Genomic DNA, 24,818 nt, shown 5'->3' with positions numbered 1-24,818 from the left:
ATCCTCAACGGTCCACTCTCTCACCCGTGCCGGACGGGTCCGTGCTTTCCGCTGGGGTGTCAGCTGTCGGGTCACTCGGCTGCTCCGGGGCCTCCGCCCCGGGCCGGATGCCCGACTCCTCCTCTGGACGGTCCTCGGGCCCCTCGGGGTTCCGTGCGTCGTCCTCGGCCTCTCCCGCCTCGTCCGGGCCGTCCGGACCGGCCTCCTCGGCCTCCCGCGCCGCGGCACGCTTACGGTGCGTGTACATCCGGAAGCCGGCGAGCACCAGGAGGAGGAAGCCGCCGCCGATGACCAGCATCACGGTGGCCGTGAACTCGGTGACCTTCACATCGAAGGTGACCGGCTCGCCGTACTTCTGGCCGTCCTCGGTGTACAGCTGCGCGACCACCGCGGCCTGGCCGTTGGCCTTGGCGGTGGTGGTGAACTTCACTGTCTGGCTGTGTCCGCCGGACACCGTGACGGGCTGTTCGTCGAAGGAGTCGCCGCCGATCTCCAGGCGCGGGCTCGTCGAGGTGAGCCGCAGCCTGAGGTGTCCGACGCCCTGCACCAGGTTGTTCTGCACCGTCACGGGGATCGTGGCGCTGCGGCCGGAGAGCTTGGTGTCGGACTTGTCGATCAGCTTGACCTGGCCGGTCAGACCGTCGAGGTAGGTCTTCACGCCGGTGCGGTAGGCGGCGGCCTCGGTCGCGAGGCCACGCCACGAGGTGGACATCGCCCGGTTCATGGCCCGCCCGAAGGGGGTCACCACACGGGACTGGTCGGTGAGGATCACCTTGAAGCTGTCGAGTTCGTCCTGCGTGCTCGCGATCTCCTCGAACGCCGCTCGCGGCAGCTCCCGCTTGCGCAGTGAGGAGGGGTACGCGGACATCGACGGCACCCTCGTGGTGGCACCGGGGTCCGGCTTGGCGGAAGCGGCCGCCGAGAGTTCCTGGGACTCGGACCAGTTCCCGTCCTGGAGCGCGGTGATCGCCTCGGCCATCGCCTGCGCCTGGCGTGCGGTGGGCATGCGCTGCGGTGCGACGACGATGCTGCGCTGCTTGTCCGTCTGGCCGTTGAGGGCGAGGCTCTGCGCCAGGAAGGCCTGCACGGCGAGGGTGCCGGACGAGGCCTTGATCAGGTCTCCCTGGAACGCGGTCGACAGGCGGGCGTCCGCCACGACCGCCGTGGTGCCACCGCCGATGGGGCGCGCCGCGGACGGGGTGTAGGGCAGGCCGCCGGTCTCCTGGAGGCTGTCGCTGCGCGCGATCAGTTTGTCGGCGCCGGCGGAGGTGGCCACCTTGACGATCGAGGGGTCCACGGCACCGTCCACGGGCCACGCGAAGTCGGTGGTCGGCTCGGTGTGGAGGATCGGCTCGACCGTGTTGGTGACGACGTCGGTGGCTTCCTTGAGGTGGCTCAGGGAACCGGTGACCCGCGTGCCGTTGTGCGCGAGGGACGCCAGGTCGGGGTCGGCGAAGGGGAGGGCTACCACCTCCTTGTTCTTCACCGCCGCCTGGAGGTCGGCGAGCCACTGCTTGGCGACCGCCTGGTGGGTGCCCGCCGTGGTGGTGCCGTCCTCGGCCAGGACTTGGTAGTTGTGCGTCATCGCGTCGACCGACGCGAGCAGGTTCGGGTCGATCACCCAGGTGACGTCGAGGTCCTTGCCCAGGGACAGCAGCTCGTCCAGGCGGCCACCGGGGGAGATCTCCGCGGCGAGATCCTCGTTGAGGAAGACCGGGGTCTGCTGTTCGTTCGACCGGGTCTGCGCCGTCATGTGGACGGTGGAGACCAACGGCCACAGGTACGTCGTCCTGGTCCTGGTGTCGGCCTCTTCCGGCTGCCACGGCAGGAACGTCCGTTGGATGCCCAGCAACTGGTCCCACGGCTGGGCGGACGTCTGTCCGGACAGGGAGACGGAGAGCGGGTAGACCCCGTCGCCGCCGAGGTCCAGCTTGTCGACCGGGACGCGGATGGAGAAGGACTGTGCGACGCCGGGTGCGAGTTTGGCGAACTTCTCGACGTAACTGCCGCCGACCTCCGTGCCGGTGGCTGTCTGCAGGTCGGTGCTGTCCCTGGAGATGTCGTCGATGGCGGAGCGGGTGTTCAGCACGGACCCCAGCCGCAGCCCGACATGGGCGCCGGTGACCGCCTGCCTGCCGGTGTTGGTCACGGTCCCGGACACCGTCAGGGTGTCCCCGTCCGTCGGGGTGGACGGGCTGAGCGTGTCGAGGGCGACGGCCACCGTCCCCGATCCGGCGACGGCTTTCGGGGAGGCCGGTTCCACGGCGAGTGCGGTGGGGGCGGCGGGCAGCTGGAGAAGACCGGCCAGCAGGGGCGCCCCGGCCAGAAGTACTCCGGTGCGCCGGAGCCACCGGCGGGCAGGTGAGGGACTCGTCCCCGGGAAGTCTGCCGCCTCGGCCACGCGCTCGTCCGTCCCTCGTCGTCGTCAGTGGTCGTCGGAATGTGCGTCCACGCATGGTAACGATGCCCGCTGAGGGGAAGTGCCGCGGACTCTGCCACAAGATCGGGAAACCAGGCCGGCCCGCCCTGTATGAGCGCGTATGGACAGCAGATGCCGTACGTCTCAAAGGTATGTCTTGTGCTGATGGCAGGGGATATGTCGAGGGCTGCCGATGTGTACGTTCAATGGAGGCGCCCGCGGTGGCCCGGGCCACGTACCCTCTTCTGTTGTGCCGAACGCCAACGAAGACAACGCCCGTGCCCTCAGCCAGGTGCAGCACCGTGCGGTGACCGAACTGCTGAGGGTCGCCCCGGTCGCCGACGACCTCGCCCGCCGCTTCCAGGAGGCCGGCTTCTCGCTCGCCCTGGTCGGTGGCTCGGTCCGCGACGCGCTGCTCGGCCGGCTCGGCAACGATCTCGACTTCACGACGGACGCTCGCCCCGAGGACGTACTGAAGATCGTGCGGCCGTGGGCGGACGCGGTGTGGGAGGTCGGGATCGCCTTCGGCACGGTCGGGGTGCAGAAGGACGCCAGGGTCGAGGGCGTCGACAGGTCCTTCCAGATCGAGGTGACCACCTACCGGTCGGAGGCGTACGACCGCACCTCGCGCAAGCCCGAGGTGGCGTACGGCGACTCCATCGAGGAGGACCTCGTCCGGCGCGACTTCACCGTGAACGCCATGGCCGTCGCACTTCCCGAGAAGGAGTTCATCGACCCGCACGGAGGGCTCGTCGACCTGGAGGCCCGCCTGCTGCGGACACCGGGCACGCCCGAGGCGTCCTTCTCCGACGACCCCCTGCGGATGATGCGGGCCGCCCGGTTCGCCGCCCAGCTCGACTTCGAGGTGGCTCCCGAGGTCGTCGGGGCGATGAAGGACATGGCGGGACGGATCGAGATCGTCTCGGCCGAGCGGGTGCGGGACGAACTGAACAAACTGATCGTCTCCGCGCACCCGCGCAAGGGACTGACGCTGCTGGTCGACACCGGGCTCGCCGATCGTGTGCTGCCCGAGCTGCCCGCCCTCCGGCTGGAGAGCGACGAGCACCACCGGCACAAGGACGTCTACGAGCACACGCTGATCGTCCTGGAACAGGCGATGGCGCTGGAGGAGGACGGCCCCGACCTCATCCTTCGGCTGGCGGCCCTGCTGCACGACATCGGCAAGCCCCGCACACGTCGGTTCGAGGACGACGGCCGGGTCTCCTTCCACCACCACGAGGTGGTCGGCGCGAAGATGACCAAGAAGCGCATGACGACGCTGAAGTACTCCAACGACCTGGTGAAGGACGTCTCGCGGCTCGTCGAACTCCACCTGCGCTTCCACGGATACGGGACCGGGGAGTGGACGGACTCGGCGGTTCGTCGTTATGTCCGTGACGCGGGGCCGCTGCTCGCCCGTCTTCACAAGCTGACCCGGTCGGACTGCACGACGCGGAACAAGCGCAAGGCGGCCACGCTGTCCCGTGCCTATGACGGTCTTGAAGAGCGGATCGCACAGCTCCAGGAGCGGGAGGAGCTGGACGCGATCCGTCCGGACCTGGACGGTAACCAGATCATGGAGATCCTCGGCATCGGTCCCGGCCCGGCTATTGGGCAGGCGTACAAACACATGCTGGAACTGCGGCTGGAGAACGGGCCGATGGAGCACGCCGACGCGGTGACCGCCCTCAAGGAATGGTGGGAGCAGAAGGCCCGGGTCTGAGGGCGGAGTTGGTCCAGGGGCGGCGCCCTTCGCACCGTAGACAGCAGAGCGGGGCATGTTTCACGTGAAACATGCCCCGCTCTGCGTTGCTGTCGTTCGTAGCTCCCGATGTTGTTTCACGTGAAACAGCACTCTCGGGAGAAACGGACTGTGTCAGATCAGACGTCCGCCAAGCACAGCAGGAACTCGTCCCCGTCGCCCGTCTCGGCGTAGAAGCTGGTCGCACCAGTGACCTTGCGGCACTCGGTCTCCGCGGTGATCTGCGAGTAGTGGCCCTTGATCTTCTGGAGGACCTTGGCCTCCGCGTCCGAGGAGTCGCAGCCGACTACCTCCATGCGGTCCGAGGACGACGACGCGGACTTCAGGCAGTCACCCACGTTGGCGTGATCGGCGTCGTCCCGGCTGGCGATCCAGCCACCGATGACCGCGCCGAGAACCACGACGACGATGACGACGTTCTTGATGGTCTTGAACTTGGGGCGGCGGCTCGGAGCCTGCGGCGGGACTGGCGCGTACGGAGCCGTGGCCTGCTGAGGGAACCCCGGCTGACCGGGCTGCTGCGGGTAGCCACCCTGCGGCGGGTACGGAGCCTGGGGCTGGCCGACTGGAGGCTGGCCCTGAGCGAACGGGTTCTGACCCTGAGGCGGCGGAGTGGTCACGTGGAAGTCCCCCTGGAGCATCGGTATGTGACGCGCACATGGCGCAAGTAAGACGCACGTAAGTTACCGGGGCCCTGTGACAACTCTGTGGTCAGGAGCGGCTCTGTGGCATTGATGTGACACTTACTGGCGAATAAAGCGGGTCATACCGAGCGCAACCATCCCGTAGATAACGGCGATCGTGACCACCAGGGCCACGGATCGGCCGTCGGGCGGCAGCACGAGCGCGGCGACCGAGGCCGCGCCGACGAAGGCGATGTTGAACAGCACGTCGTAGACCGAGAAGATCCGGCCACGGAAGCCGTCGTCGACCGAGGACTGCACCAGGGTGTCGGTCGCGATCTTCGCTCCCTGGGTGGTCACACCCAGCACGAACGCCGCGGCCAGCATGGGCACGGTGGCGAACGGCAGCCCGAGGGCGGGTTCCAGCACCGCGGCGGCGCCGGCGCAGGTGACGATCCAGCGGGCGGCCCCCAGCCGTCCCGCGGCCCAGGGCGTCACCATGGCCGCCACGAAGAACCCGGCGCCGGAGATGCCCAGTGCCAGCCCCAGCAGACGCAGCCCCTCCTCCGCGTCCGAGGAGAGGGCGTACCGGCAGAGCATCAGCACCATGACCGTCAGGGCGCCGTAGCAGAACCGCATCAGGGTCATCGCGGCCAGCGCCCAGGCGGCTCTGCGACGCGGGGGCGCGGCCAGATGCCTGAGCGCCGCCGCCAGGGCACGGGCGGCGCCGGTGAGTGCCGTGCCCAGCTGCGGCGGCACCGACTCCGGGTCGGGGCCCAGCAGTTCCGGGGCCATCCGCAGCGAGGCGAGCGCCGCACACAGGTACAGGGCTGCGCCCAGCAGGACCACGGCGGCGTCCGAGTCGGCGAACACCAGTCGGACGACGAAGGCGAGGCCGCCGCCCGCGGTCGCGGCGAGCGTTCCGGCGGTGGGGGAAAGGGAATTGGCGATCACCAGGCGTTCGCCGTCGACCACGCGGGGCAGCGCGGCGGACAGCCCGGAGAGGACGAACCGGTTGACGGCGGTGACGCACAGCGCGGAGACGTAGAAGAGCCAGTCCGGGACGTGACCGATCACCAAGAGGGCGGTCACCGACGCCATCAGGGCACGCAGCAGGTTGCCGTACAGGAAGACCTGGCGGCGGCGCCAGCGGTCCAGCAGGACGCCGGCGAACGGGCCCACGAGGGAGTACGGGAGCAGCAGGACCGCCATCGCGGAGGCGATCGCGGCAGCCGAGGTCTGCTTCTCCGGGGAGAAGACCACATGCGCGGCGAGGGCGATCTGGTAGACGCCGTCGGCACCCTGGGAGAACAGGCGGACGACGAGCAGGCGCCGGAAGTTCCCGAAGCGGAGCAGGACGCGCAGGTCGCGGACGACGGACATGGGGCACAGCCTCACACACGGCAAGAGCCCCCGGGCATGTCGCCCAGGGGCCCTCAGCGGTCGTACAGGGAGCGGCTTCTAGCGCTCGACCTCGCCCTTGATGAACTTCTCGACGTTCGCGTAGGCCTCGTCGTCGAAGTACTGGACCGGCGGGGACTTCATGAAGTAGCTCGACGCGGAGAGGATCGGGCCGCCGATGCCGCGGTCCTTGGCGATCTTCGCGGCGCGCAGGGCGTCGATGATGACACCCGCGGAGTTCGGGGAGTCCCAGACCTCGAGCTTGTACTCGAGGTTCAGCGGAACGTCGCCGAAGGCACGGCCCTCGAGACGGACGTAGGCCCACTTGCGGTCGTCCAGCCAGGCCACGTAGTCCGACGGACCGATGTGGACGTTCTTCTCGCCCATGTCGCGGTCGGGGATCTGTGAGGTGACGGCCTGCGTCTTCGAGATCTTCTTGGACTCGAGGCGGTCACGCTCCAACATGTTCTTGAAGTCCATGTTGCCGCCCACGTTGAGCTGCATGGTGCGCTCGAGACGGACACCGCGGTCCTCGAACAGCTTCGCCATCACGCGGTGCGTGATGGTGGCGCCGACCTGCGACTTGATGTCGTCACCGACGATCGGGACACCGGCCTCGGTGAACTTGTCCGCCCACTCCTTGGTGCCGGCGATGAAGACCGGGAGGGCGTTGACGAAGGCGACCTTGGCGTCGATGGCGCACTGGGCGTAGAACTTCGCCGCGTCCTCGGAACCGACGGGCAGGTAGCAGATGAGAACGTCGACCTGCTTGTCCTTGAGGATCTGGACGATGTCGACCGGCTCCTCGGCGGACTCCTCGATGGTCATGCGGTAGTACTTACCGAGACCGTCAAGGGTGTGGCCGCGCTGCACCGTGACACCCTTGTTCGGGACGTCGCAGATCTTGATGGTGTTGTTCTCGCTGGCACCGATGGCGTCCGAGAGGTCGAGACCGACCTTCTTCGCGTCGACGTCGAAGGCGGCGACGAACTCGACGTCACCGACGTGGTAGTCGCCGAACTGGACGTGCATCAGGCCGGGTACCTTGGTCGCCGGGTCGGCGTCCTTGTAGTACTCGACTCCCTGCACCAGCGAGGCGGCGCAGTTGCCCACGCCGACGATGGCTACGCGAACCGAACCCATTCCGGTTGCTCCCTGTGTGTGCGAGTGAGGCCCTGGCAGGGACCTCACGTGGTGGTGTCGCCGGGCGTATCCGGGCCGGGGGTTTCCCCGGTCCGGGGCAGGACGCCCGGCGCTCCCTCTGTGGTGTCGCGAGCGGGGCCTCCGTGGGCGGGACCCTTCAGGTCCCGGCCCGCCCGCTCACTTTCGATGAGCTCGTTCAGCCAGCGCACTTCGCGCTCCACGGACTCCATCCCATGGCGCTGGAGCTCAAGCGTGTAGTCGTCGAGGCGCTCCCGGGTGCGCGCCAGGGAGGCGCGCATCTTCTCGAGGCGCTCCTCCAGCCGGCTGCGGCGGCCCTCCAGTACGCGCATGCGTACGTCGCGTGACGTCTGCCCGAAGAAGGCGAAGCGCGCGGCGAAGTGTTCGTCCTCGTACGCGTCGGGCCCCGTCTGCGAGAGCAGGTCCTCGAAGTGTTCCTTACCTTCCGCCGTCAACCGATAGACGATCTTGGCGCGACGCCCTGCGAGTGGTGCGGCGAGGGCGTCCTCGGAGACGTTCGTCGTCTCCTCGATCAACCAGCCGTTGGCAAGCAGGGTCTTCAGGCAGGGGTACAGCGTCCCGTAGCTGAAAGCACGGAACACGCCCAGTGACGTGTTGAGGCGTTTGCGCAGCTCATAGCCGTGCATCGGGGACTCGCGGAGCAGGCCGAGGACGGCGAACTCAAGGATTCCGGCACGCCGGCTCATCGTCGCCTCCTCTCTGTCGCAGACTCCGTGACGGTCTTTATGCCGTGCTGATGTATCGACTCGATACATCAGCACGATAGATCGAGCTTCCGATCACGGCAAGAGAGCAGAGGGTGAACGGGATCACATCCCTGACTCGTGACGAGCAAGTTGCCTGGTTTGGGGTGAACTTCTGCGCTAGGCAGCTTTTGACGGTGCGTAGTCTGTGCGCCATGCACACCACCGGGAACCGAGTGACGCATGGGGACGTCCTCGTCCCCGGTGCGGTACGGATGAATGCGGAACCGACCGCATCCGTACTTCGGGGGGACCGGAAACCAGTCGCCTTTTCCAGGCGCGCAACGGTGCGCCTGCCCGAGGAGTAGTCGTTCGATGAGCGAGCACCGTCGCAAACCGCCGCCGCCGCAGGGAGGCGGACGTGCCGCGAACCGACGCGGCCAGTCCAGCTCGTCCTCCGGCCGCCGTGCGGCACCGCGAGGCGCCACTGGGTCACTTTCCGACTCCTATGGGACGAGTTCCCAGGAGTCGGACTCCTATGGGCCGGGAGGTGAGGAACGCCTGTCCGGCGGCCGAGCAGAGGCCCGGCGCGCGGCACAGAGAAGCAGCGGCAGCCGTCGCAGGGCGGACGAGCCCGCCGGCCGGCGTGGCGCGCCCGGCGGTCCGAACGGTCCCGGCGGCCGGGGCAGAGGGCGTTCGGCCGGTCCGCCCAAGAAGCGCTTCGTCGACTACCCGCGCGCGGGGAAGTACGGCGTTGGCCGGTGGATCCCGTCGTGGAAGCTCGTGACGGGGCTGTTCATCGGTTTCATGGGGAGTCTGGTCGCCGTCGCGGGCATCGGGTACGCACTGGTGAGCGTTCCGAACGTGGCCAAGGCGGCCACCGCGCAGAACAACGTCTTCTACTGGTCCGACGGCACCGAGATGGTCTCCACAGGTGGAGAGACGAACCGTCAGATCATCAACTACGCGTCCATTCCGCCCGCCATGCGGTACGCCGTCATCTCGCAGGAGAACAAGACCTTCGAGACTGACAGCGGTATCGACCCCAAGGGCATCGCACGTGCCTTCTTCAACATGGCCAGGGGTGGTCAGACACAGGGTGGCTCCACCATCACCCAGCAGTACGTCAAGAACGCGCGGCTGGACGACCAGTCGCAGACCCTCTCCCGGAAGTTCAAGGAGATCTTCATCTCGGTGAAGGTGGGCACCACGGTCTCGAAGGACAAGATCATGGCCGGGTACCTCAACTCGGCGTACTACGGCCGCGGTGCCTTCGGACTCCAGGCGGCGGCACGCGCGTACTTCGACAAGCAAGCCGTCAACCTGAACGAGGGCGAGTGCGCTTTCCTGGCGGCCATGCTGAAGGGCGCCACGTACTACGACCCGGCGGGCATGCCTTCCGTCGACCCGGTCGGCGCCACTCCCCAGGCGAACCAGAAGCGGGCCCTGGCCCAGATGCAGGACACCCTCGACAAGATGGTGGAGTACGGCCACCTGTCCCAGACGGAGCGGGCCAAGTACACGAAACTTCCCTCATGGAAGAACCCCCGCTCGAACACCCGGCTGAGCGGTCAGATCGGCTATCTCGTCGACCTGGCCAAGGGCTATCTGGTCAACAACACGGACCTGACCGAAACCGACCTTCAGCGGGGCGGCTACTCCATCTACACGACCTTCGACAAGAAGAAGGTCAACGCGCTGGAAGCCGCGGTCAAGAAGGTCCGGAAGGCCAACATCGACCCCAAGAAGCGTCCGCGCACCGACACCCACGTCCAGTTCGGCGGCGCGTCCGTGGATCCGGAGACGGGTGCTATCAAGGCCATCTACGGCGGCGAGGACGCGACCAAGCACTTCACCGACAACGCCGACGTCACCGGCGCCCAGGTCGGTTCGACCTTCAAGCCGTTCGTGCTCGCCGCGGCGATGAAGTGGGGCGTACGCAATCCCGATGGTCCCGCGTCACAGGCGCAGGACGAGCGGACGGTCGTCTCCCCGAAGAGCCTGTACAGCGGTATGAACAAGCTGAAGATCGAGGACTACCAGAAGAACGTCTGGAAGAACGAGAAGGGCGAGGAGTGGCTGCAGACCAATGACGGCAACGCGTCCTACGGCAGCCCTCCGAAGTTCCAGATCGACCTCCGCGAGGCGATGCGGGAGTCGGTGAACTCGGCCTTCGTGCAGCTCGGCATGGACGTCGGCCTGGACAAGGTGAAGGAGTCCGCCATCGACGCGGGCCTCAAGCCTGACAGCCTCACCGGCACCAGCTTCCCGTCCTTCTCGATCGGCATCTCCGATCCCAGCGCCATCCGGATGGCCGGCGCGTACGCCACCTTCGCGGCCAGCGGCCAGCAGCGCGAACCGTTCTCCGTCAAGAAGGTCACCGGCGCGGACGGCACGGTCTACGTCCACAAGACCGTGAGCAGGGAAGCGTTCGAGCCCGTGGTCGCCGACAACGTCACCGACGTCCTCAAGACCGTGGTCGAGAAGGGCACCGGTACCAACGCCCAGCTTGCGGGCCGTGACGTGGCCGGCAAGACCGGTACCACCGACGGCAACAAGTCGGCCTGGTTCGTCGGCTACACCCCGCAGCTGTCCACCTCGATCAGCATGTTCCGGTACGACGACGACGAGACCAAGAAGAACCGCACCTTCCTGAAGATGTACGGGACGGGTGGCCAGGAGAAGATCCACGGCGCGTCGTTCCCGGCCGAGATCTGGCACGACTACATGGAGCAGGCCATGAAGGGTCTGTCCGTGAAGAACTTCCCTGCTCCCCAACCCATCGGTGAGATCGTCAACGACGTCCCGTCCCCGACTCCCACGCCCACGTTCAGCGAGACGCAGAAGCCGTCCCCCACGCCGTCGCCGACGCCGAGCGTGACGGTGACCTCTCCGACTCCGACCGTGAGCGAGACGTGCCAGTTCGAGTTCCAGTGCCCCGGTGAGACCGGTGGGACGGACGCCGGCGGCACCGACGGAGGTGTCACCTCCTCGCCCTCGGCCTCGGAGTCGACCGGGAACGGCAGCACCAGAGGCAATGGCAACGGGGGCATCTTCGGAGGCTCGACCGGTTAGTCGCGTATAGCCCGTCAAGGGTGTTTCACGTGAAACAAGGGCCGCCGTACCCACCAGGTACGGCGGCCCTCGGCGTATTCCTAGACACGTACGGCAGGATGTGCGGCATGCCCAGTGCTGAATCGACGCGAGCGAGCGTCCATGCCACGGACCCGGTGCGGCCGACCAAGGAGGACGAGGTCGCTGCCAACGGCAGCGAGCTGATCGGCGGCCCCATCGGACGGCGTGCCCTGCTCGGAACGTCCTGGTGGACTCCCGTACGGATCGTCGCGCTCGTGGCGATCGGCGTGTTCGCCCTCGGGCTGGTCCAGAAGGCGCCCTGCTACAACGGTGCCTGGTTCTTCGGCGCCAGCTCGCAGTACACGCACGCGTGCTACTCGGACATCCCGCACCTCTACCAGGGGCGCGGCTTCGCCGACGGGCTCGTGCCGTACTTCGACAAGCTGCCCGGTGACATGCAGTACCTCGAATACCCGGTACTGACCGGCGTGTTCATGGAGGTGGCCTCCTGGCTCACACCGGGCAGCGGCACCATCCAGGACCAGGAACAGTGGTACTGGATGGTCAACGCCGGGATGCTGATGGTGTGCGCGGCCGTCATCGCCGTCTGTGTGGCCCGCACGCACGCCCGGCGGCCCTGGGACGGGCTGCTGGTCGCCGTGGCGCCCGCCTTCGCCTTGACCGCGACGATCAACTGGGACCTGCTGGCCGTCGCTCTGACGGCTGCCGCGATGCTGATGTGGTCGCGGAGTCGTTCTCTCGCCTTCGGTGTGCTGCTGGGGCTCGCCACGGCCGCCAAGCTCTATCCCGTCTTCCTGCTCGGCCCGCTGTTCCTGTTGTGCTGGCGTGCGGGCAAATGGCGGGACTTCGGAAAGGCGCTGGGGGGTGCGGTCGTCGCCTGGCTGGTCGTGAACCTGCCGGTGATGCTCTTTGCCTTCGACGGCTGGTCGAAGTTCTACACCTTCAGTCAGGAGCGCGGTGTCGACTTCGGGTCCTTCTGGCTGATCATGGCCCAGAACTCGGCGAACCCGCTCAGCACCGACACCGTCAACCGCTTCGCCATGCTGCTGGTGCTGCTGTGCTGCGTGGGCATCGCGGTACTCGCCCTGACCGCTCCGCGCCGGCCGCGCTTCGCCCAGCTGGCGTTCCTGATCGTCGCGGCCTTCATCGTCACCAACAAGGTCTACTCGCCGCAGTACGTGCTGTGGCTGATCCCGCTCGCCGCCCTGGCCCGGCCGAAGTGGCGGGACTTCCTGATCTGGCAGGCGTGCGAGGTGGCGTACTTCCTCGGGATCTGGATGTACCTCGCGTACACGACCAGCGGAGACGCCCACAAGGGCCTGCCCACCGACGGCTACCACTGGGCCATCGGCCTGCACCTGCTGGGGACGCTGTACCTGTGTGCCGTGGTCGTGCGCGACGTCCTCATGCCGGAGCGGGACGTGGTACGCCGGGCCGGCGACGACGACCCGTCGGGCGGGGTGTTCGACGGTGCCGAGGACGTCTTCGCCTTCGGCTCCGCAGCCCATCCGCCGCGGCACGCCGCACACCTCGCGGCACCTCAGGTGGAGTGGGGCAGCCAGGACCCGGCCGACGGGCCGGTCTGAACGAAGCCGGGCAGCACCCGGGTCCGAGCTCCCGGCTGCTGTTCGCTGTGAGCGAACAGCACGGGAACGCGGCACTCAAAAGGCCGTACACGGACATTCCGTGTACGGCCTTTTGGCGTCGGGGAGCTGTCAGCGGTCGACGATCCGGTCGAACTGCGTGGTGGTGTGCCGCAGATGCGCCACCAGTTCCTCGCCCACCTTCGGCTCCGGTGCGTCCGAGGGCACGAACAGGATCGAGACCTGCATGTGCGGCGGCTCGGCGAACCAGCGCTGCTTGCCGCCCCAGACGAACGGGGAGAGGTTCCGGTTCACCGTGGCGAGGCCGGCCCGTGCGACCCCCTTGGCGCGCGGCATGACGCCGTGCAGGGCCTTGGGAGCCTCCAGGCCCACCCCGTGCGACGTACCGCCCGCCACGACCACCAGCCAGCCGTCGGAGGCCGCCTTCTGCTGCCGGTAGCCGAAACGGTCACCCTTGTCGACCCGCGTGACGTCCAGGACGGCCCCGCGGTACTCGGTGGCGTCGTGGTCCCCCAGCCACAGCCGCGTGCCGATCCGCGCGCGGAAACGGGTCTGCGGGAACTGCTGCTGGAGCCGGGCGAGTTCCTCCGCCTTGAGGTGGCTGACGAACATCGTGTGCAGCGGCAGCCGGGCCGCGCGCAGCCGGTCCATCCAGCCGATGACCTCCTCGACGGCGTCCGAGCCGTCGGTGCGGTCCAGGGGCAGGTGGATCGCGAAACCCTCCAGGCGCACGTTCTCCGTGGCGGCGTGCAGCTGCGGCAGCTCCTGCTCCGTGATGCCGTGCCGCTTCATCGAGGACATCACCTCGATCACCACGCGGGCGCCCACGAGGCCGTAGACCCCGTCGATCGACGACACCGAGCGGATGACCCGGTCGGGCAGCGGCACGGGCTCCTCACCGCGGCGATAGGGCGTCAGCACCAGCAGGTCGCCGCCGAACCAGTCCTTGATGCGCGCGGCTTCGTAGGTCGTGCCGACGGCGAGGACGTCCGAGCCCATCCGGGTGGCCTCCTCCGCCAGCCGCTCGTGTCCGAAGCCGTAGCCGTTGCCCTTGCAGACCGGCACGAGCGCGGGGAACTGCTCCTGCACGTGCTTGTGGTGCGCCCGCCAGCGCGCGGTGTCGACGTAGAGGGTGAGCGCCATGGCCGGACCTGGGACCTTTCTCGTGGCTGGGGTGTGTCAGAGGGGTGGAACGGGAGAACGGGACGTCAGCGACGCGACATATACATGTCCAGCGCCTTGTGGAGCAGCTTGTTGAGTGGGAAGTCCCACTCGCCGAGGTACTCGGCGGCCTGGCCGCCCGTGCCGACCTTGAACTGGATCAGGCCGAAGAGATGGTCGGTCTCGTCCAGCGAGTCGGAGATGCCCCGCAGGTCGTAGACGGTCGCGCCGAGGGCGTAGGCGTCCCGCAGCATCCGCCACTGCATCGCGTTGGAGGGCCGGACCTCACGGCCGATGTTGTCGGAGGCGCCGTAGGAGTACCAGACGTGTCCGCCGACGATCAGCATCGTCGCGGCCGACAGGTTCACGCCGTTGTGCCGGGCGAAGTACAGCCGCATCCGGTTGGGGTCCTCGTTGTTGAGGGCCGTCCACATGCGCTGGAAGTACGACAGCGGACGCGGCCGGAAGTGGTCGCGCACGGCCGTGATCTCGTACAGCCGCTGCCATTCCTCAAGGTCGTGGTAGCCGCCCTGGACGACCTCGACGCCGGCTTTCTCCGCCTTCTTGATGTTGCGGCGCCACAGCTGATTGAAGTTCCTTTGGACCTCTTCCAGGGACCGGTTGGCCAGCGGTACCTGGTACACGTAACGGGGCTGCACGTCGCCGAAGCCGGCGCCGCCGTCCTCGCCCTGCTGCCAGCCCATACGGCGCAGCTTGTCCGCCACCTCGAAGGCGCGCGGTTCGATGAAGTCGGCCTCGATGTCACGCAGCCGCTTCACGTCCGGGTTCTGGATGCCCTGCTTGATCGAGGGGGCCTCCCAGCGCCGGATGATCACCGGCGGGCCCATCTTCACCGAGAAGGCGCCCTGCTGCTTGAGGTGCGCGAGCATCGGTTCCAGCCACTCGGTGAGATTCGGCGCGAACCAGTTGATGACCGGACCCTCGGGAAGGTAGGCCAGGTAGCGCTTGATCTTGGGCAGCTGTCGGTACAGAACCAGACCCGCGCCGACCATCTCGCCGGTGCGGCCGTCGAACCAGCCGAGGCTCTCCGAGCGCCACTCCGCCTTCACATCTGCCCAGGCCGGAACCTGCATGTGACTCGCCGACGGCAGGCTCTGGACGTATGCCAGATGCTGCTCACGACTGATGGTCCTCAGGGTCAGGCTCATTCGGGGCGCTCCTCGGGCTGGTGTGTCCCCATGGGTACAGGGGCTCCGGCTCTCGCGGCGAAGCCTACTGCGCCCGGAGAGCGCTCCGACTGGGCGTACGGCACCTTCGCCCCGGCCTGTCGGTCGCCGAGCCGTTCAGCGGTGCGTTGTGCGGTGTTCGGGGGACGGTGTCCTTGGCGTCAGCCGATGACCCCGCCGAAGAGCCCCCCGTGCGCCATGCCCAGGAAGAAACCGACCGCGCTGGCGCCCAGACCCAGGATGAGTCCGAAGCGTTCGCGGGTCGTCTCCGAGATCCACTGGCCGTACGCGCCGGTCAGGATCCCCACCAGGCCGGCCCATGAGCTGACCAGGTGCAGGCTGTCGAAGATCGCCGTGATGGCGGCCGTCAGTCCGAGCACCAGGGTCACCGCGAGCAGCGTGTCCTGGAGCGGATGGGGCCGGCCGTCCGTGGCGAAAAGGCCTCCGGCGGTGTTGGGTCGCATTGCCTGTGCCATAGGGCACCTCCTGCGGAAGACGGCGCATCGTAGCGCCATACACACCCGATGTGTACAGACTGACGGTCCTGGGGGCCGGATTTCAACCGGAAGCACGTGTGCGGGTAGTCTGTACCCTCTGCACCGGTGTCTGCTCACGTCGCGGCAGGGAGTCCCGCGAGGAACCCCCGATTGTCAGTGGCGGCCGATACCGTTGCGTACGCATCACAACCCTCCTGCCACGGAACGACCGTGGCCGCTGAGTCCAAAGGAGGTGGGTTCCACATGCGTCATTACGAAGTGATGGTCATCCTCGACCCCGATCTCGAGGAGCGCGCTGTCTCCCCGCTGATCGAGAACTTCCTCTCCGTCGTCCGTGAGGGCAACGGAAAGGTCGAGAAGGTCGACACCTGGGGCCGTCGTCGTCTCTCGTACGAGATCAAGAAGAAGCCCGAGGGCATCTACTCGGTCATCGACCTGCAGGCCGAGCCTGCGGTCGTCAAGGAGCTCGACCGCCAGATGAACCTGAACGAGTCGGTCCTCCGGACCAAGGTCCTCCGCCCCGAGACCCACTGAGCCTCCCGCTCAGCGATCTCGGGATTCGAGTAGCAGCAGCACAAGCAGCCAGCAGCAAACCCGCCGAGAGGTTCCCCCATGGCAGGCGAGACCGTCATCACGGTCGTCGGCAATCTTGTCGACGACCCCGAGCTGCGCTTCACCCCCTCCGGTGCGGCGGTCGCGAAGTTCCGTGTCGCGTCCACTCCCCGCACCTTCGACCGCCAGACGAACGAGTGGAAGGACGGCGAAAGCCTCTTTCTGACCTGCTCGGTCTGGCGTCAGGCGGCGGAGAACGTCGCGGAGTCGCTTCAGCGAGGCATGCGCGTCATCGTGCAGGGCCGGCTGAAGCAGCGGTCCTACGAGGACCGTGAGGGTGTCAAGCGCACGGTCTACGAGCTTGACGTCGAGGAAGTCGGTGCCAGCCTGCGCAGCGCCACGGCCAAGGTCACCAAGACCGCCGGTCGCGGTGGTCAGGGTGGTTACGGCGGCGGCGCTGGTGGCGGTGCCCAGGGTGGCGGCAGCTGGGGCGGTGGCTCCGGCGGCGGCCAGCAGGGCGGCGGCGGTGCTCCCGCCGACGACCCGTGGGCGACCGGCGGTGCTCCCGCCGGTGGCAACCAGGGCGGCGGCGGTGGCGGCGGCTGGGGTGGAAACTCCGGCAGCGGCGGCAGCGGCGGCGGCTACTCGGACGAGCCCCCCTTCTAGGGACGGGTTCGTACCCACACTTCTTGATCACACAGGAGAAACACCATGGCGAAGCCGCCTGTGCGCAAGCCTAAGAAGAAGGTCTGCGCTTTCTGCAAGGACAAGGTCACGTACGTGGACTACAAGGACACGAACATGCTGCGGAAGTTCATTTCCGACCGCGGCAAGATCCGTGCCCGCCGCGTGACCGGCAACTGCACGCAGCACCAGCGTGACGTCGCCACGGCCGTCAAGAACAGCCGTGAGATGGCGCTGCTGCCCTACACCTCCACCGCGCGATAAGGGAAGGGTGACCTACCAATGAAGATCATCCTCACCCACGAGGTCTCTGGCCTCGGTGCCGCGGGCGACGTCGTCGACGTCAAGGACGGTTACGCTCGCAACTACCTGATCCCGCGGAAGTTCGCTATCCGCTGGACCAAGGGAGGCGAGAAGGACGTCGAGCAGATTCGTCGCGCTCGCAAGATCCACGAGATCCAGACCATCGAGCAGGCCAACTCCGTGAAGGCCCAGCTCGAGGGCGTCAAGGTCCGTCTGGCTGTCCGCTCCGGCGACGCCGGTCGTCTCTTCGGTTCCGTCACCCCGGCCGACATCGCTTCCGCGATCAAGGCTTCCGGTGGCCCCGAGGTCGACAAGCGTCGTATCGAGCTGACCTCGCCGATCAAGACCCTGGGCGCGCACGAGACGTCGGTGCGTCTGCACCCCGAGGTCGCCGCCAAGGTGAACCTCGAGGTCGTCGCGGCCTGATCGCCGCACTCGGCTGAACAGCTGACAGTGGGGGCACACCCGATGGGTGTGGCCCCACTTCGTGCCCCACAGGGTGGGGTGGCGAGCCTGTTTCACGTGAAACGCCGGACTCACCTGAAGGGTCGGTTTCACGTGAAACGGTCAACGGGTCGCGCCGGTGACGATCCAGCGTCCTGAACGGGCGCGCAGCCACAGGGTCAACATCCGCACAGTCATCATCAACGTCATCGCACCCCAGAGCGCGGTCAGTCCGCCGCCGAACACCGGTACGAGCAGAGCGACCGGGGTGAAGACGATCAGGGTGAGCACCATCGCCCAGGCAAGGTACGGCCCGTCGCCCGCTCCCATCAGGACGCCGTCCAGCACGAAGACGACTCCGCAGATCGGCTGGGAGAACGCCACCATGAGCAGGGCGGGCAGGGCGACGTCCCTGACCACCGAGTCACCGGTGAACAGGGGAAGGAAGAGCGGTCGGCCGGCCACCACGAGCAACCCGAGCACCACACCGGCCGCGATGCCCCACTCCACCATCCGACGACAGGCGGCGCGGGCTCCCTGTGGATCGTCGGCACCCAGATAGCGCCCGATGATGGCCTGGCCGGCGATGGCGATGGCGTCCAGGGCGAAGGCGAGCAGGCTCCAGAGGGACAAGACGATCTGGTGGGCCGCGATGTCTGCGTCTCCGAGACGGGCCGCGACGGCCGTGGCGATCATCAGGATGGCCCGCAGTGACAGCGTGCGGACCAGCAACGGGACGCCGGCCTGGGCGGAGGCCCTGATCCCGGCGGCATCGGGGCGGAGAGAAGCGCCGTGCCTGCGAGCTCCGCGGACGACCACCGTCAGATACGCGGCGGCCATCCCACCCTGGGCGATGACGGTTCCCCAGGCGGAGCCCGCGATACCGAGGCCGGCGCCGTAGACGAGACCGGCGTTGAGGACACCGTTGGCGACGAAGCCTCCGACGGCGACGTAGAGGGGGGTTCTGGTGTCCTGCAGACCGCGCAGCACACCGGTCGCCGCGAGCACGACGAGCATGGCCGGGATGCCGAGGGCGGAGATGCGCAGATAGGTGACCGCATAGGGAGCCGCCGTGTCGGAGGCACCGAACAGTTCCACGACGGCCGGAGCCGTGGGCAGGACGACGGCAATCACCGCGGCACCGAGCAGCAGTGCCAGCCAGATGCCGTCCATGCCCTGGCGGATGGCGGCCCCGAGGTCACCGGCTCCGAGGCGGCGGGCGACGGCCGCCGTGGTGGCGTAGGCGAGGAAGACGAAGACGCTGACAGCTGTCGTGAGGAGGGCCGAGGCGACGCCCAGTCCCGCGAGCTGAGCCGTGCCGAGATGGCCCACGATCGCACTGTCCACCATGACGAAAAGGGGCTCGGCGACGAGTGCGCCGAAGGCGGGGACGGCCAGTGCCACGATCTCCCGGTCGTGCTGTCGCCGGGTGGCCTTGGAGGTCGCGGGAGCCTGTGTCATGAGCACCAATGTAATCGTCCACAGGTAAGAGATGCAATGGCACAAGGACCCTTACTTGTCGTTGCGTGATGCACGCTGTCGCGCACTGTTCGAGGCGAACTTGGCCCGAGTGGGAAAGTTTTTCTTCTGCACAGCCAGTGGATGGGAAAGGTGCAGGTCAGAGCTGGTTGCCTGAAGAAGAAGAGGCCTTGTTCACAGGCTCGTCCACCGGGTCGTGCACAGGTTTCGGGGAGTTCTCCACAGCATCCGGGCCGTCGTCCACATGGCCTGTGGATAACCAGATTGGCTGACGGTGCCCGCGGGCCTACCGTGGTGCGGCACCCTCTCTGTCCGTCCGCCTTGGAAAACATCACAAAACCGACGCGCCAGAACCGGAGTTGGGGCTCTCAGTTGTCAGTGGCGTGCCGTAGAACAGAGGGGCACGCCGAGGTCCGCTCGGCGGACGGGAGGAGGTGGCTCGGTGAGTATTTCCGAGCCCTTGGACGACCCGTGGGCCGACAGCGGTCCCAGTGATCGTCTGCCCGCCTCCCGACGCGGTGGAGAGGGCGGCCGGGGACGGGACGAGCAGCACGACCGCGGCCGGGAGAACGTTTCCTGGGACGGCGGCGGCTCCTCCTTCGAGCGCGTCCCGCCGCAGGACCTGGACGCCGAACAGTCAGTGCTCGGCGGCATGCTGCTGTCCAAGGACGCCATCGCGGACGTCGTCGAGGTCCTGAAGGGCCATGACTTCTACAAGCCCGCGCACGAGACCGTCTACCAGGCGATCCTCGACGTCTACGCGAAGGGCGAGCCCGCCGACCCCATCACGATCGCCGCGGAACTCACCAAACGCGGGGAGATCAACAAGGTCGGGGGCGCCTCCTATCTGCACACCCTCGTCCAGACCGTGCCGACGGCGGCGAACGCCGAGTACTACGCGGAGATCGTCCACGAACGCGCGGTCCTGCGCCGCCTGGTCGAGGCCGGCACCCGCATCACGCAGATGGGATACGCGGCCGACGACGACGTCGACGAGATCGTCAACCGGGCCCAGGCCGAGATCTACGCGGTCACCGAGCAGCGCACCAGCGAGGACTACCTGCCGCTCGGCGACATCATGGAGGGCGCGCTCGACGAGATCGAGGCGATCGGCTCGCGCAGCGGCGAGATGACCGGTGTGCCCACGGGCTTCACCGACTTCGACTCGCTCACCAACGGTCTGCACCCGGGCCAGATGATCGTCATCGCCGCCCGTCCGGCCATGGGAAAGTCGACGCTCGCACTGGACTTCGCGCGGGCCGCGTCGATCAAGAACAATTTGCCCAGCGTCATCTTCTCCCTCGAGATGGGCCGCAACGAGATCGCGATGCGTCTGCTGTCCGCCGAGGCCAGGGTCGCGCTGCACCACATGAGGTCGGGCACGATGACCGACGAGGACTGGACGCGTCTGGCCCGCCGGATGCCGGACGTCTCGGCCGCCCCGCTCTTCATCGACGACTCGCCGAACCTGTCCATGATGGAGATCCGTGCCAAGTGTCGGCGTCTCAAGCAGCGCAACGACATCCGGCTGGTCGTGATCGACTACCTCCAGCTGATGCAGTCCGGTGGCTCCAAGCGCGCCGAGAACCGTCAGCAGGAGGTCTCGGACATGTCCCGGAACCTCAAGCTCCTGGCGAAGGAACTGGAGGTTCCGGTGATCGCGCTCTCCCAGCTCAACCGTGGCCCCGAGCAGCGCACGGACAAGAAGCCGATGGTCTCCGACCTGCGTGAGTCCGGTTCGATCGAGCAGGACGCGGACATGGTCATCCTGTTGCACCGTGAGGACGCCTACGAGAAGGAGTCGCCCCGGGCCGGCGAGGCGGACCTGATCGTGGCCAAGCACCGAAACGGTCCGACGGCGACGATCACCGTTGCCTTCCAGGGCCACTACTCGCGGTTCGTGGACATGGCGCAGACCTGAGCCGACCGTAGGTCTCAAATCCCGTGTCATTTCCTCAGTCGCGATGTCATGTGACTGGCCGATCTGACACGGGATGTGGACATGACGAACGCTCTGGTGAGACTGGCCGGCTACCTCGATGCTCACGATGTTCCCATCGACTACCAGCGGCGCCGACGCCTGGACTGCACCGACCTTCTGCCGCACGAGCGCTGGTCGGAGATCTGTCAGCGCACAGGCTCACCGCCAGGCCTCGGTCGACGCGAGCAGATCGTCCGGTGCCGGTTGTTCCAGCGCATCAGCGGTCTTCCCGCCGAAGTCGATTCGAGCGGGGTCGGGCCCGGGTAGGTCCAGCCCGTCGAGCAGGGTGGTGGGCGGCTGCCAGGTCACCGGCTCGTCGCGGATGCTGTGGCCGGCCAAGAAGTCGCGTGCTGCTCGGTCCAGCTCCGCAGCCAGTTCGGGGGTCTGGAGGACTGCGATGCGGGCGGCCTCAGCCCTGAACGCTGCTTCGCCAGCACGGAATGGCTGTGCTGGCGGCCGAGCCCGACAAGGCTCGAACCGAGCAGTACCTGTCAGGTCGGCCATGCGCAGCCGACGTCGCCTGATCTGTCGGACCATCAACCACCAGGCGAAGTGCCGCCTCCGCGGAGCTGTCCAGCCAGGTATTCGATCAACCTGGTCTCGCTCAGCTCCAGACGTTCTCGCTGATCACGTGGCAGCGACGCCACGGCGTCCACGAGGACGCGTCTCCGCGGAACATGCACCATGGAGCCGGAGTAGACCCTGCAGCCGGAACACCATACGAACCCGATACACCGCTCGAACATGGAGGACTCCGGCGGATAGAAGCGGTACCGATCTGAGCGGGCAGGCGTCCCACAGGCCGCGCAGACCAGCCTGTCTCCATCGGAGACCGTCGCCCCGGTCCCGACCTTGAGCCAGCGTCTCCGGTCATCAGGTGCTCTTCAAATCGTCATGCCGGGCGTCCTTTCCATGACGAACCCGCCGTGTCGGCAAGCCCCGAACTTCTTCAGAGAGCTTTGGACTCTCATTCGCATCTTGCTGCGGCAGTCCAACTCGTACCCCGACATCGGAGCTCACAGCGAGTCGTCCAGACGGTGGAAGACCCCATCGAACTCTCCCGATGCAAGCAGCTCGGCGATCACGCTCACCATCTTCCGGATGCCGGGATCTCGAGCGATCAGCCCGTCCGAGCACCAGAAGCACCGACCACCTGCTGCTTCTCCTGTCTCCTCCCACCTCCTCATCAACCGGCTGACCTCGGTGACTGTGAAGATCGTCGCACTCCAGCGTGAGCCATCGGGGAGGCGAACCTCAGCATCGACGTTGCAGACCTCGTCGAGTACCTCATCAGGGTTCGGAAGGAATTAGGCGTCGAAGCCATCGGTTCGGACGCGATAGTAGGGTCCATCCCATCCGGCCTCGGATTGAAGTTCTATGCTCATGCTGGTCACCCGGGGGAGGATCCCAGCGTGCGACGCCGGCCACAACTCGCGAACGGGTAGCTGATCAGTCTCGGGACACCCTCACCACCGAGCAGGTAGGGGCGAGAGGACAGAGAGAAGAGTTCGCATGGACTCCCGGATCCTCCGCATCCGACGCAAGCTGGCCAAGGCGCCCTATGCCGCCCTTCGAAGCCACTCCTTCGGCGAGGAGAAGCACCAGTTTCGCCTCGATCCACCGCTGCCGGACAGCAGGGTGGCCGCTTTCGAGGCAGACCATGGCATCGAACTCCCGGCCCCCTACCGCAGCTTCCTGACCACCATCGGTGGGAGCGGTGCATCCCCGTTCTATGGCCTCCTGCCGTTGCGGTCATGCGAGCTGTTCACAATGGACCTCCAGCAAGGGGCGGGACCCCCTCAGGGGTTCAGCTTCGCCGACCGTCCGCCTCACCGAGGTGACCTGTTCCTGCACATCATTGAGGCCGGGTGCACCGACCTGGTGCTTCTGGGCGTCACCGGTCCGCTGGCTGGCCGTGTCGTCACCGGAAGTTCCGACGGCTTCTGGGGCCCCAACGTTTCGTCGGCCGCTGACTTCCTGGCATGGTACAAACGCTGGCTCGACCACATGCTCGACGGCCGCGACAACCGCGACCTGGAACTGACCTCACCCGCCCCCCGAGCCTCCTCAACAGCACCCTGAGGCAGCACCGCAGCCGCGAGGATCTGTCACACAGCTGAGAATCCGCAGCTATGTCATTTGCTTAAGACTCGATCGAAGCTACAGGTCACATGGTTGCTCAGATGACATTGGCGCCGAGAACCCACAGGCCGCCCCGGGACGAATAAGCTCGACGCCGGAGTCCCCCGCGGGATGGACTGGGGGCATGACGACACCTCAGGATGACCTGCTCCCCGCTACCCGGCGGGCGCTGCTGCATCGCATCGCGGTGGCCCAGGCCGAAGGGCGCGCGCCGTCACTGGTCGCCGCGGTCGTACGGGACGGACGTGCCGTGTGGCACGGGGCGCGGACCTCGGTGGACGGTCACGCACCGGACGAGAACGTGCAGTACCGGATCGGCTCGATCACCAAGACCTTCACCGCCGTACTCGTCCTGCGACTGCGTGACGAGGGTGTGCTCGACCTCGGTGATCCGCTGGAGAAGCATCTGCCGGGCACGGGCGCGGGGGAGGCGACCGTCGCCGAACTGCTGGCCCACACCAGTGGGTTGGCCGCCGAGTCGCCGGCGCCGTGGTGGGAGCGCAGTCCAGGGGCCCTGCGTCCGCAACTCGCGGACGTGCTGGGCGATCAGCCCTTCCGGCATCCGGTCGGCCGCCGCTTCCACTACTCGAATCCCGGCTACACCCTGCTGGGCGCGCTGGTGGAGAAGGTACGCGGAGCTCCGTGGGAGGAGGTACTGAGCCACGAGGTGCTTGATCCTCTGGGTCTTCACCGTACAACCGTGCGACCGAAGGCGCCGCATGCGGGCGGGTGGGCGGTGCACCCCTGGGCCGACGTGATGCTGTCCGAGCCGGCCGAGGACCTCGGCCGTATGGCACCCGCCGGTCAACTCTGGTCGACGACCGGCGACCTGGCACGGTTCGCCGTCTTCCTGACGCGGGGGGACGACCGGGTGCTCGGTGCGCAGACCGTTCAGGAGATGCGGGCGCCCGCGGCACCGGCCGAGGCCACCGACGTCGTGGACGGTGCCGCCTACGGGCTCGGCCTGCAGGTCCAGCACCGGGACGGCAGGCTGCTCGTAGGGCACTCGGGTTCGCTGCCCGGCTTTCTGGCGAACCTCACCATCGGGGTGGCAGACGATGTCGCCGCGGTGGTGCTGGCCAACTGCACCTCGGGTCCGCCGCTGGCCACGGTGGGCGCGGATCTGGTGCGGATCGTCGCCGATGCGGAACCTCGCATCCCCGATCCCTGGCGGCCCCTGGACGATGTCGATCCGGCGGTCCTGGAGTTGACGGGCCAGTGGTACTGGGGGACCTACGGCTTCGCCCTGCGACTGACAGCCGACGGGCTTGCTTCACTGGAGCCCTTGGCCGCCAACGGTCGCCGTTCGCGTTTCCGCGCGAACGGCGACGGCACGTGGACCGGTCTGGAGGGCTACTACGCCGGGGAGCTTCTGAAGGCGGTACAGCGTCCTGACGGATCCGTAGACCATCTGGACCTCGGCTCGTTCGTTTTCACCCGGCAGCCGTACGACGAGGGGTCCTCCGTCCCGGGCGGGGTGGATCCCGAAGGGTGGCGGGGTTTGCGCTAGGACGGTCTTTGCGTGCCCTGGGGGGGGGGGGGGGGGGGGGGGGGGGGGGGGGGGGGGGGGCGGGGGGGGGGGGGGGGGGGGGGGGGGGGGGGGGGGGGGGGGGAAAGG

General features: G+C 67.5%; 20 protein-coding genes and 1 pseudogene. 10 read left to right on the top strand and 11 right to left on the bottom strand.

The genetic code is table 11. The features are described 5' to 3' along the window. Nucleotides 1-4: 4 nt before the first annotated feature. A complete protein-coding gene (locus AC07AZ_RS04820; protein ID WP_478843830.1) occupies nucleotides 5-2,401 on the bottom strand; it encodes a DUF6049 family protein in 2,397 nt (798 codons plus the stop codon). 268 nt (nucleotides 2,402-2,669) lie between these two features. Here AC07AZ_RS04820 and AC07AZ_RS04815 point away from each other — a divergent pair, with 268 nt between their 5' ends. After that, nucleotides 2,670-4,142, top strand: coding sequence for a CCA tRNA nucleotidyltransferase (locus AC07AZ_RS04815; RefSeq protein ID WP_478843828.1), 1,473 nt, complete (start codon nucleotides 2,670-2,672; stop codon nucleotides 4,140-4,142). Nucleotides 4,143-4,300: 158 nt separating this feature from the next. Here AC07AZ_RS04815 and AC07AZ_RS04810 read toward each other — a convergent pair whose 3' ends face one another. The 4 genes from AC07AZ_RS04810 to AC07AZ_RS04795 form a co-directional block, all read right to left on the bottom strand. Beyond that, nucleotides 4,301-4,801 carry an LppU/SCO3897 family protein gene (locus AC07AZ_RS04810; protein WP_478843826.1) on the bottom strand — a complete coding sequence of 167 codons (501 nt, stop codon included), beginning with the start codon at nucleotides 4,799-4,801 and terminating at the stop codon, nucleotides 4,301-4,303. A gap of 123 nt (nucleotides 4,802-4,924) precedes the next feature. After that, on the bottom strand, nucleotides 4,925-6,187 hold the full coding sequence (locus tag AC07AZ_RS04805; RefSeq protein WP_478843824.1) for an MFS transporter: 1,263 nt from the start codon (nucleotides 6,185-6,187) through the stop codon (nucleotides 4,925-4,927). Nucleotides 6,188-6,265: 78 nt separating this feature from the next. After that, a complete protein-coding gene (locus AC07AZ_RS04800) occupies nucleotides 6,266-7,348 on the bottom strand; it encodes an inositol-3-phosphate synthase (RefSeq protein ID WP_356031645.1) in 1,083 nt (360 codons plus the stop codon). Between the two features lie 44 nt (nucleotides 7,349-7,392). After that, on the bottom strand, nucleotides 7,393-8,073 hold the full coding sequence (locus AC07AZ_RS04795; protein ID WP_478843822.1) for a PadR family transcriptional regulator: 681 nt from the start codon (nucleotides 8,071-8,073) through the stop codon (nucleotides 7,393-7,395). 372 nt (nucleotides 8,074-8,445) lie between these two features. Here AC07AZ_RS04795 and AC07AZ_RS04790 point away from each other — a divergent pair, with 372 nt between their 5' ends. Next, nucleotides 8,446-11,145, top strand: a complete 2,700-nt coding sequence (locus AC07AZ_RS04790) for a transglycosylase domain-containing protein (RefSeq protein ID WP_478843820.1) — start codon at nucleotides 8,446-8,448, stop codon at nucleotides 11,143-11,145. 107 nt (nucleotides 11,146-11,252) lie between these two features. After that, nucleotides 11,253-12,752 carry a glycosyltransferase family 87 protein gene (locus AC07AZ_RS04785; protein WP_478843818.1) on the top strand — a complete coding sequence of 500 codons (1,500 nt, stop codon included), beginning with the start codon at nucleotides 11,253-11,255 and terminating at the stop codon, nucleotides 12,750-12,752. Between the two features lie 129 nt (nucleotides 12,753-12,881). Here AC07AZ_RS04785 and AC07AZ_RS04780 read toward each other — a convergent pair whose 3' ends face one another. The 3 genes from AC07AZ_RS04780 to AC07AZ_RS04770 form a co-directional block, all read right to left on the bottom strand. Beyond that, nucleotides 12,882-13,913 (bottom strand): alanine racemase, encoded by a 1,032-nt coding sequence (locus tag AC07AZ_RS04780; protein WP_478843816.1) that lies wholly within the window; start codon nucleotides 13,911-13,913, stop codon nucleotides 12,882-12,884. A gap of 65 nt (nucleotides 13,914-13,978) precedes the next feature. Then, entirely contained in the window at nucleotides 13,979-15,100 is a 1,122-nt protein-coding gene (gene femX, locus AC07AZ_RS04775) for a peptidoglycan bridge formation glycyltransferase FemX (protein WP_478843814.1), read from the bottom strand. A 179-nt stretch (nucleotides 15,101-15,279) separates the two neighbouring features. Then, nucleotides 15,280-15,594 carry a hypothetical protein gene (locus tag AC07AZ_RS04770; protein WP_356031633.1) on the bottom strand — a complete coding sequence of 105 codons (315 nt, stop codon included), beginning with the start codon at nucleotides 15,592-15,594 and terminating at the stop codon, nucleotides 15,280-15,282. A gap of 264 nt (nucleotides 15,595-15,858) precedes the next feature. Between AC07AZ_RS04770 and rpsF the strand changes: the two genes are divergently transcribed. The 4 genes from rpsF to rplI all read left to right on the top strand — a co-directional run bounded on the left by rpsF (nucleotide 15,859) and on the right by rplI (nucleotide 17,580). Beyond that, the gene (gene rpsF, locus AC07AZ_RS04765; RefSeq protein ID WP_006604399.1) at nucleotides 15,859-16,149 is read left to right on the top strand and encodes a 30S ribosomal protein S6; all 291 of its coding nucleotides are present in this window, start codon (nucleotides 15,859-15,861) and stop codon (nucleotides 16,147-16,149) included. A 78-nt stretch (nucleotides 16,150-16,227) separates the two neighbouring features. Then, nucleotides 16,228-16,833: a single-stranded DNA-binding protein gene (locus tag AC07AZ_RS04760; RefSeq protein WP_478843811.1), complete on the top strand. Its 606-nt coding sequence runs from the start codon at nucleotides 16,228-16,230 to the stop codon at nucleotides 16,831-16,833. Nucleotides 16,834-16,878: 45 nt separating this feature from the next. Continuing rightward, nucleotides 16,879-17,115 (top strand): 30S ribosomal protein S18, encoded by a 237-nt coding sequence (gene rpsR / locus AC07AZ_RS04755; RefSeq protein WP_003949403.1) that lies wholly within the window; start codon nucleotides 16,879-16,881, stop codon nucleotides 17,113-17,115. A gap of 18 nt (nucleotides 17,116-17,133) precedes the next feature. Further along, entirely contained in the window at nucleotides 17,134-17,580 is a 447-nt protein-coding gene (rplI, locus tag AC07AZ_RS04750) for a 50S ribosomal protein L9 (protein ID WP_356031629.1), read from the top strand. A 141-nt stretch (nucleotides 17,581-17,721) separates the two neighbouring features. On the opposite strand, the gene AC07AZ_RS04745 is transcribed toward rplI, so the two are convergent. Beyond that, a complete protein-coding gene (locus AC07AZ_RS04745) occupies nucleotides 17,722-19,059 on the bottom strand; it encodes an MATE family efflux transporter (RefSeq protein ID WP_478843809.1) in 1,338 nt (445 codons plus the stop codon). 460 nt (nucleotides 19,060-19,519) lie between these two features. Here AC07AZ_RS04745 and dnaB point away from each other — a divergent pair, with 460 nt between their 5' ends. Beyond that, entirely contained in the window at nucleotides 19,520-20,998 is a 1,479-nt protein-coding gene (dnaB, locus tag AC07AZ_RS04740) for a replicative DNA helicase (RefSeq protein WP_478843807.1), read from the top strand. A gap of 219 nt (nucleotides 20,999-21,217) precedes the next feature. On the opposite strand, the gene AC07AZ_RS04735 is transcribed toward dnaB, so the two are convergent. Beyond that, a complete protein-coding gene (locus AC07AZ_RS04735; RefSeq protein ID WP_478843805.1) occupies nucleotides 21,218-21,562 on the bottom strand; it encodes a hypothetical protein in 345 nt (114 codons plus the stop codon). 512 nt (nucleotides 21,563-22,074) lie between these two features. Next, nucleotides 22,075-22,443 (bottom strand): annotated as a pseudogene (locus AC07AZ_RS04730) (hypothetical protein). 127 nt (nucleotides 22,444-22,570) lie between these two features. Between AC07AZ_RS04730 and AC07AZ_RS04725 the strand changes: the two are divergent. Both AC07AZ_RS04725 and AC07AZ_RS04720 read left to right on the top strand, forming a co-directional pair. Then, a complete protein-coding gene (locus tag AC07AZ_RS04725; protein WP_478843803.1) occupies nucleotides 22,571-23,140 on the top strand; it encodes an SMI1/KNR4 family protein in 570 nt (189 codons plus the stop codon). 184 nt (nucleotides 23,141-23,324) lie between these two features. Beyond that, nucleotides 23,325-24,710, top strand: coding sequence for a serine hydrolase domain-containing protein (locus AC07AZ_RS04720; protein WP_478843801.1), 1,386 nt, complete (start codon nucleotides 23,325-23,327; stop codon nucleotides 24,708-24,710). Nucleotides 24,711-24,818 lie beyond the last annotated feature (108 nt).

The organism is Streptomyces sp. NPDC043878, assembly GCF_056435735.1.
Note: the sequence above shows the minus strand (reverse complement) of the source record. Positions and strands in the feature narration are given on the sequence as shown.

Bases quoted from the DNA above. Each gene is read 5' to 3' on its own strand.
- AC07AZ_RS04805 (WP_478843824.1), bottom strand. From the start codon at position 6,187: ATGTCCGTCGTCCGCGACCTGCGCGTCCTGCTCCGCTTCGGGAACTTC.
- AC07AZ_RS04800 (WP_356031645.1), bottom strand. From the start codon at position 7,348: ATGGGTTCGGTTCGCGTAGCCATCGTCGGCGTGGGCAACTGCGCCGCC.
- AC07AZ_RS04795 (WP_478843822.1), bottom strand. From the start codon at position 8,073: ATGAGCCGGCGTGCCGGAATCCTTGAGTTCGCCGTCCTCGGCCTGCTC.
- AC07AZ_RS04790 (WP_478843820.1), top strand. From the start codon at position 8,446: ATGAGCGAGCACCGTCGCAAACCGCCGCCGCCGCAGGGAGGCGGACGT.
- AC07AZ_RS04785 (WP_478843818.1), top strand. From the start codon at position 11,253: ATGCCCAGTGCTGAATCGACGCGAGCGAGCGTCCATGCCACGGACCCG.
- AC07AZ_RS04780 (WP_478843816.1), bottom strand. From the start codon at position 13,913: ATGGCGCTCACCCTCTACGTCGACACCGCGCGCTGGCGGGCGCACCAC.
- femX (WP_478843814.1), bottom strand. From the start codon at position 15,100: ATGAGCCTGACCCTGAGGACCATCAGTCGTGAGCAGCATCTGGCATAC.
- AC07AZ_RS04770 (WP_356031633.1), bottom strand. From the start codon at position 15,594: ATGGCACAGGCAATGCGACCCAACACCGCCGGAGGCCTTTTCGCCACG.
- rpsF (WP_006604399.1), top strand. From the start codon at position 15,859: ATGCGTCATTACGAAGTGATGGTCATCCTCGACCCCGATCTCGAGGAG.
- AC07AZ_RS04760 (WP_478843811.1), top strand. From the start codon at position 16,228: ATGGCAGGCGAGACCGTCATCACGGTCGTCGGCAATCTTGTCGACGAC.
- rpsR (WP_003949403.1), top strand. From the start codon at position 16,879: ATGGCGAAGCCGCCTGTGCGCAAGCCTAAGAAGAAGGTCTGCGCTTTC.
- rplI (WP_356031629.1), top strand. From the start codon at position 17,134: ATGAAGATCATCCTCACCCACGAGGTCTCTGGCCTCGGTGCCGCGGGC.
- AC07AZ_RS04745 (WP_478843809.1), bottom strand. From the start codon at position 19,059: ATGACACAGGCTCCCGCGACCTCCAAGGCCACCCGGCGACAGCACGAC.
- AC07AZ_RS04735 (WP_478843805.1), bottom strand. From the start codon at position 21,562: ATGGCCGACCTGACAGGTACTGCTCGGTTCGAGCCTTGTCGGGCTCGG.
- AC07AZ_RS04725 (WP_478843803.1), top strand. From the start codon at position 22,571: ATGGACTCCCGGATCCTCCGCATCCGACGCAAGCTGGCCAAGGCGCCC.
- AC07AZ_RS04720 (WP_478843801.1), top strand. From the start codon at position 23,325: ATGACGACACCTCAGGATGACCTGCTCCCCGCTACCCGGCGGGCGCTG.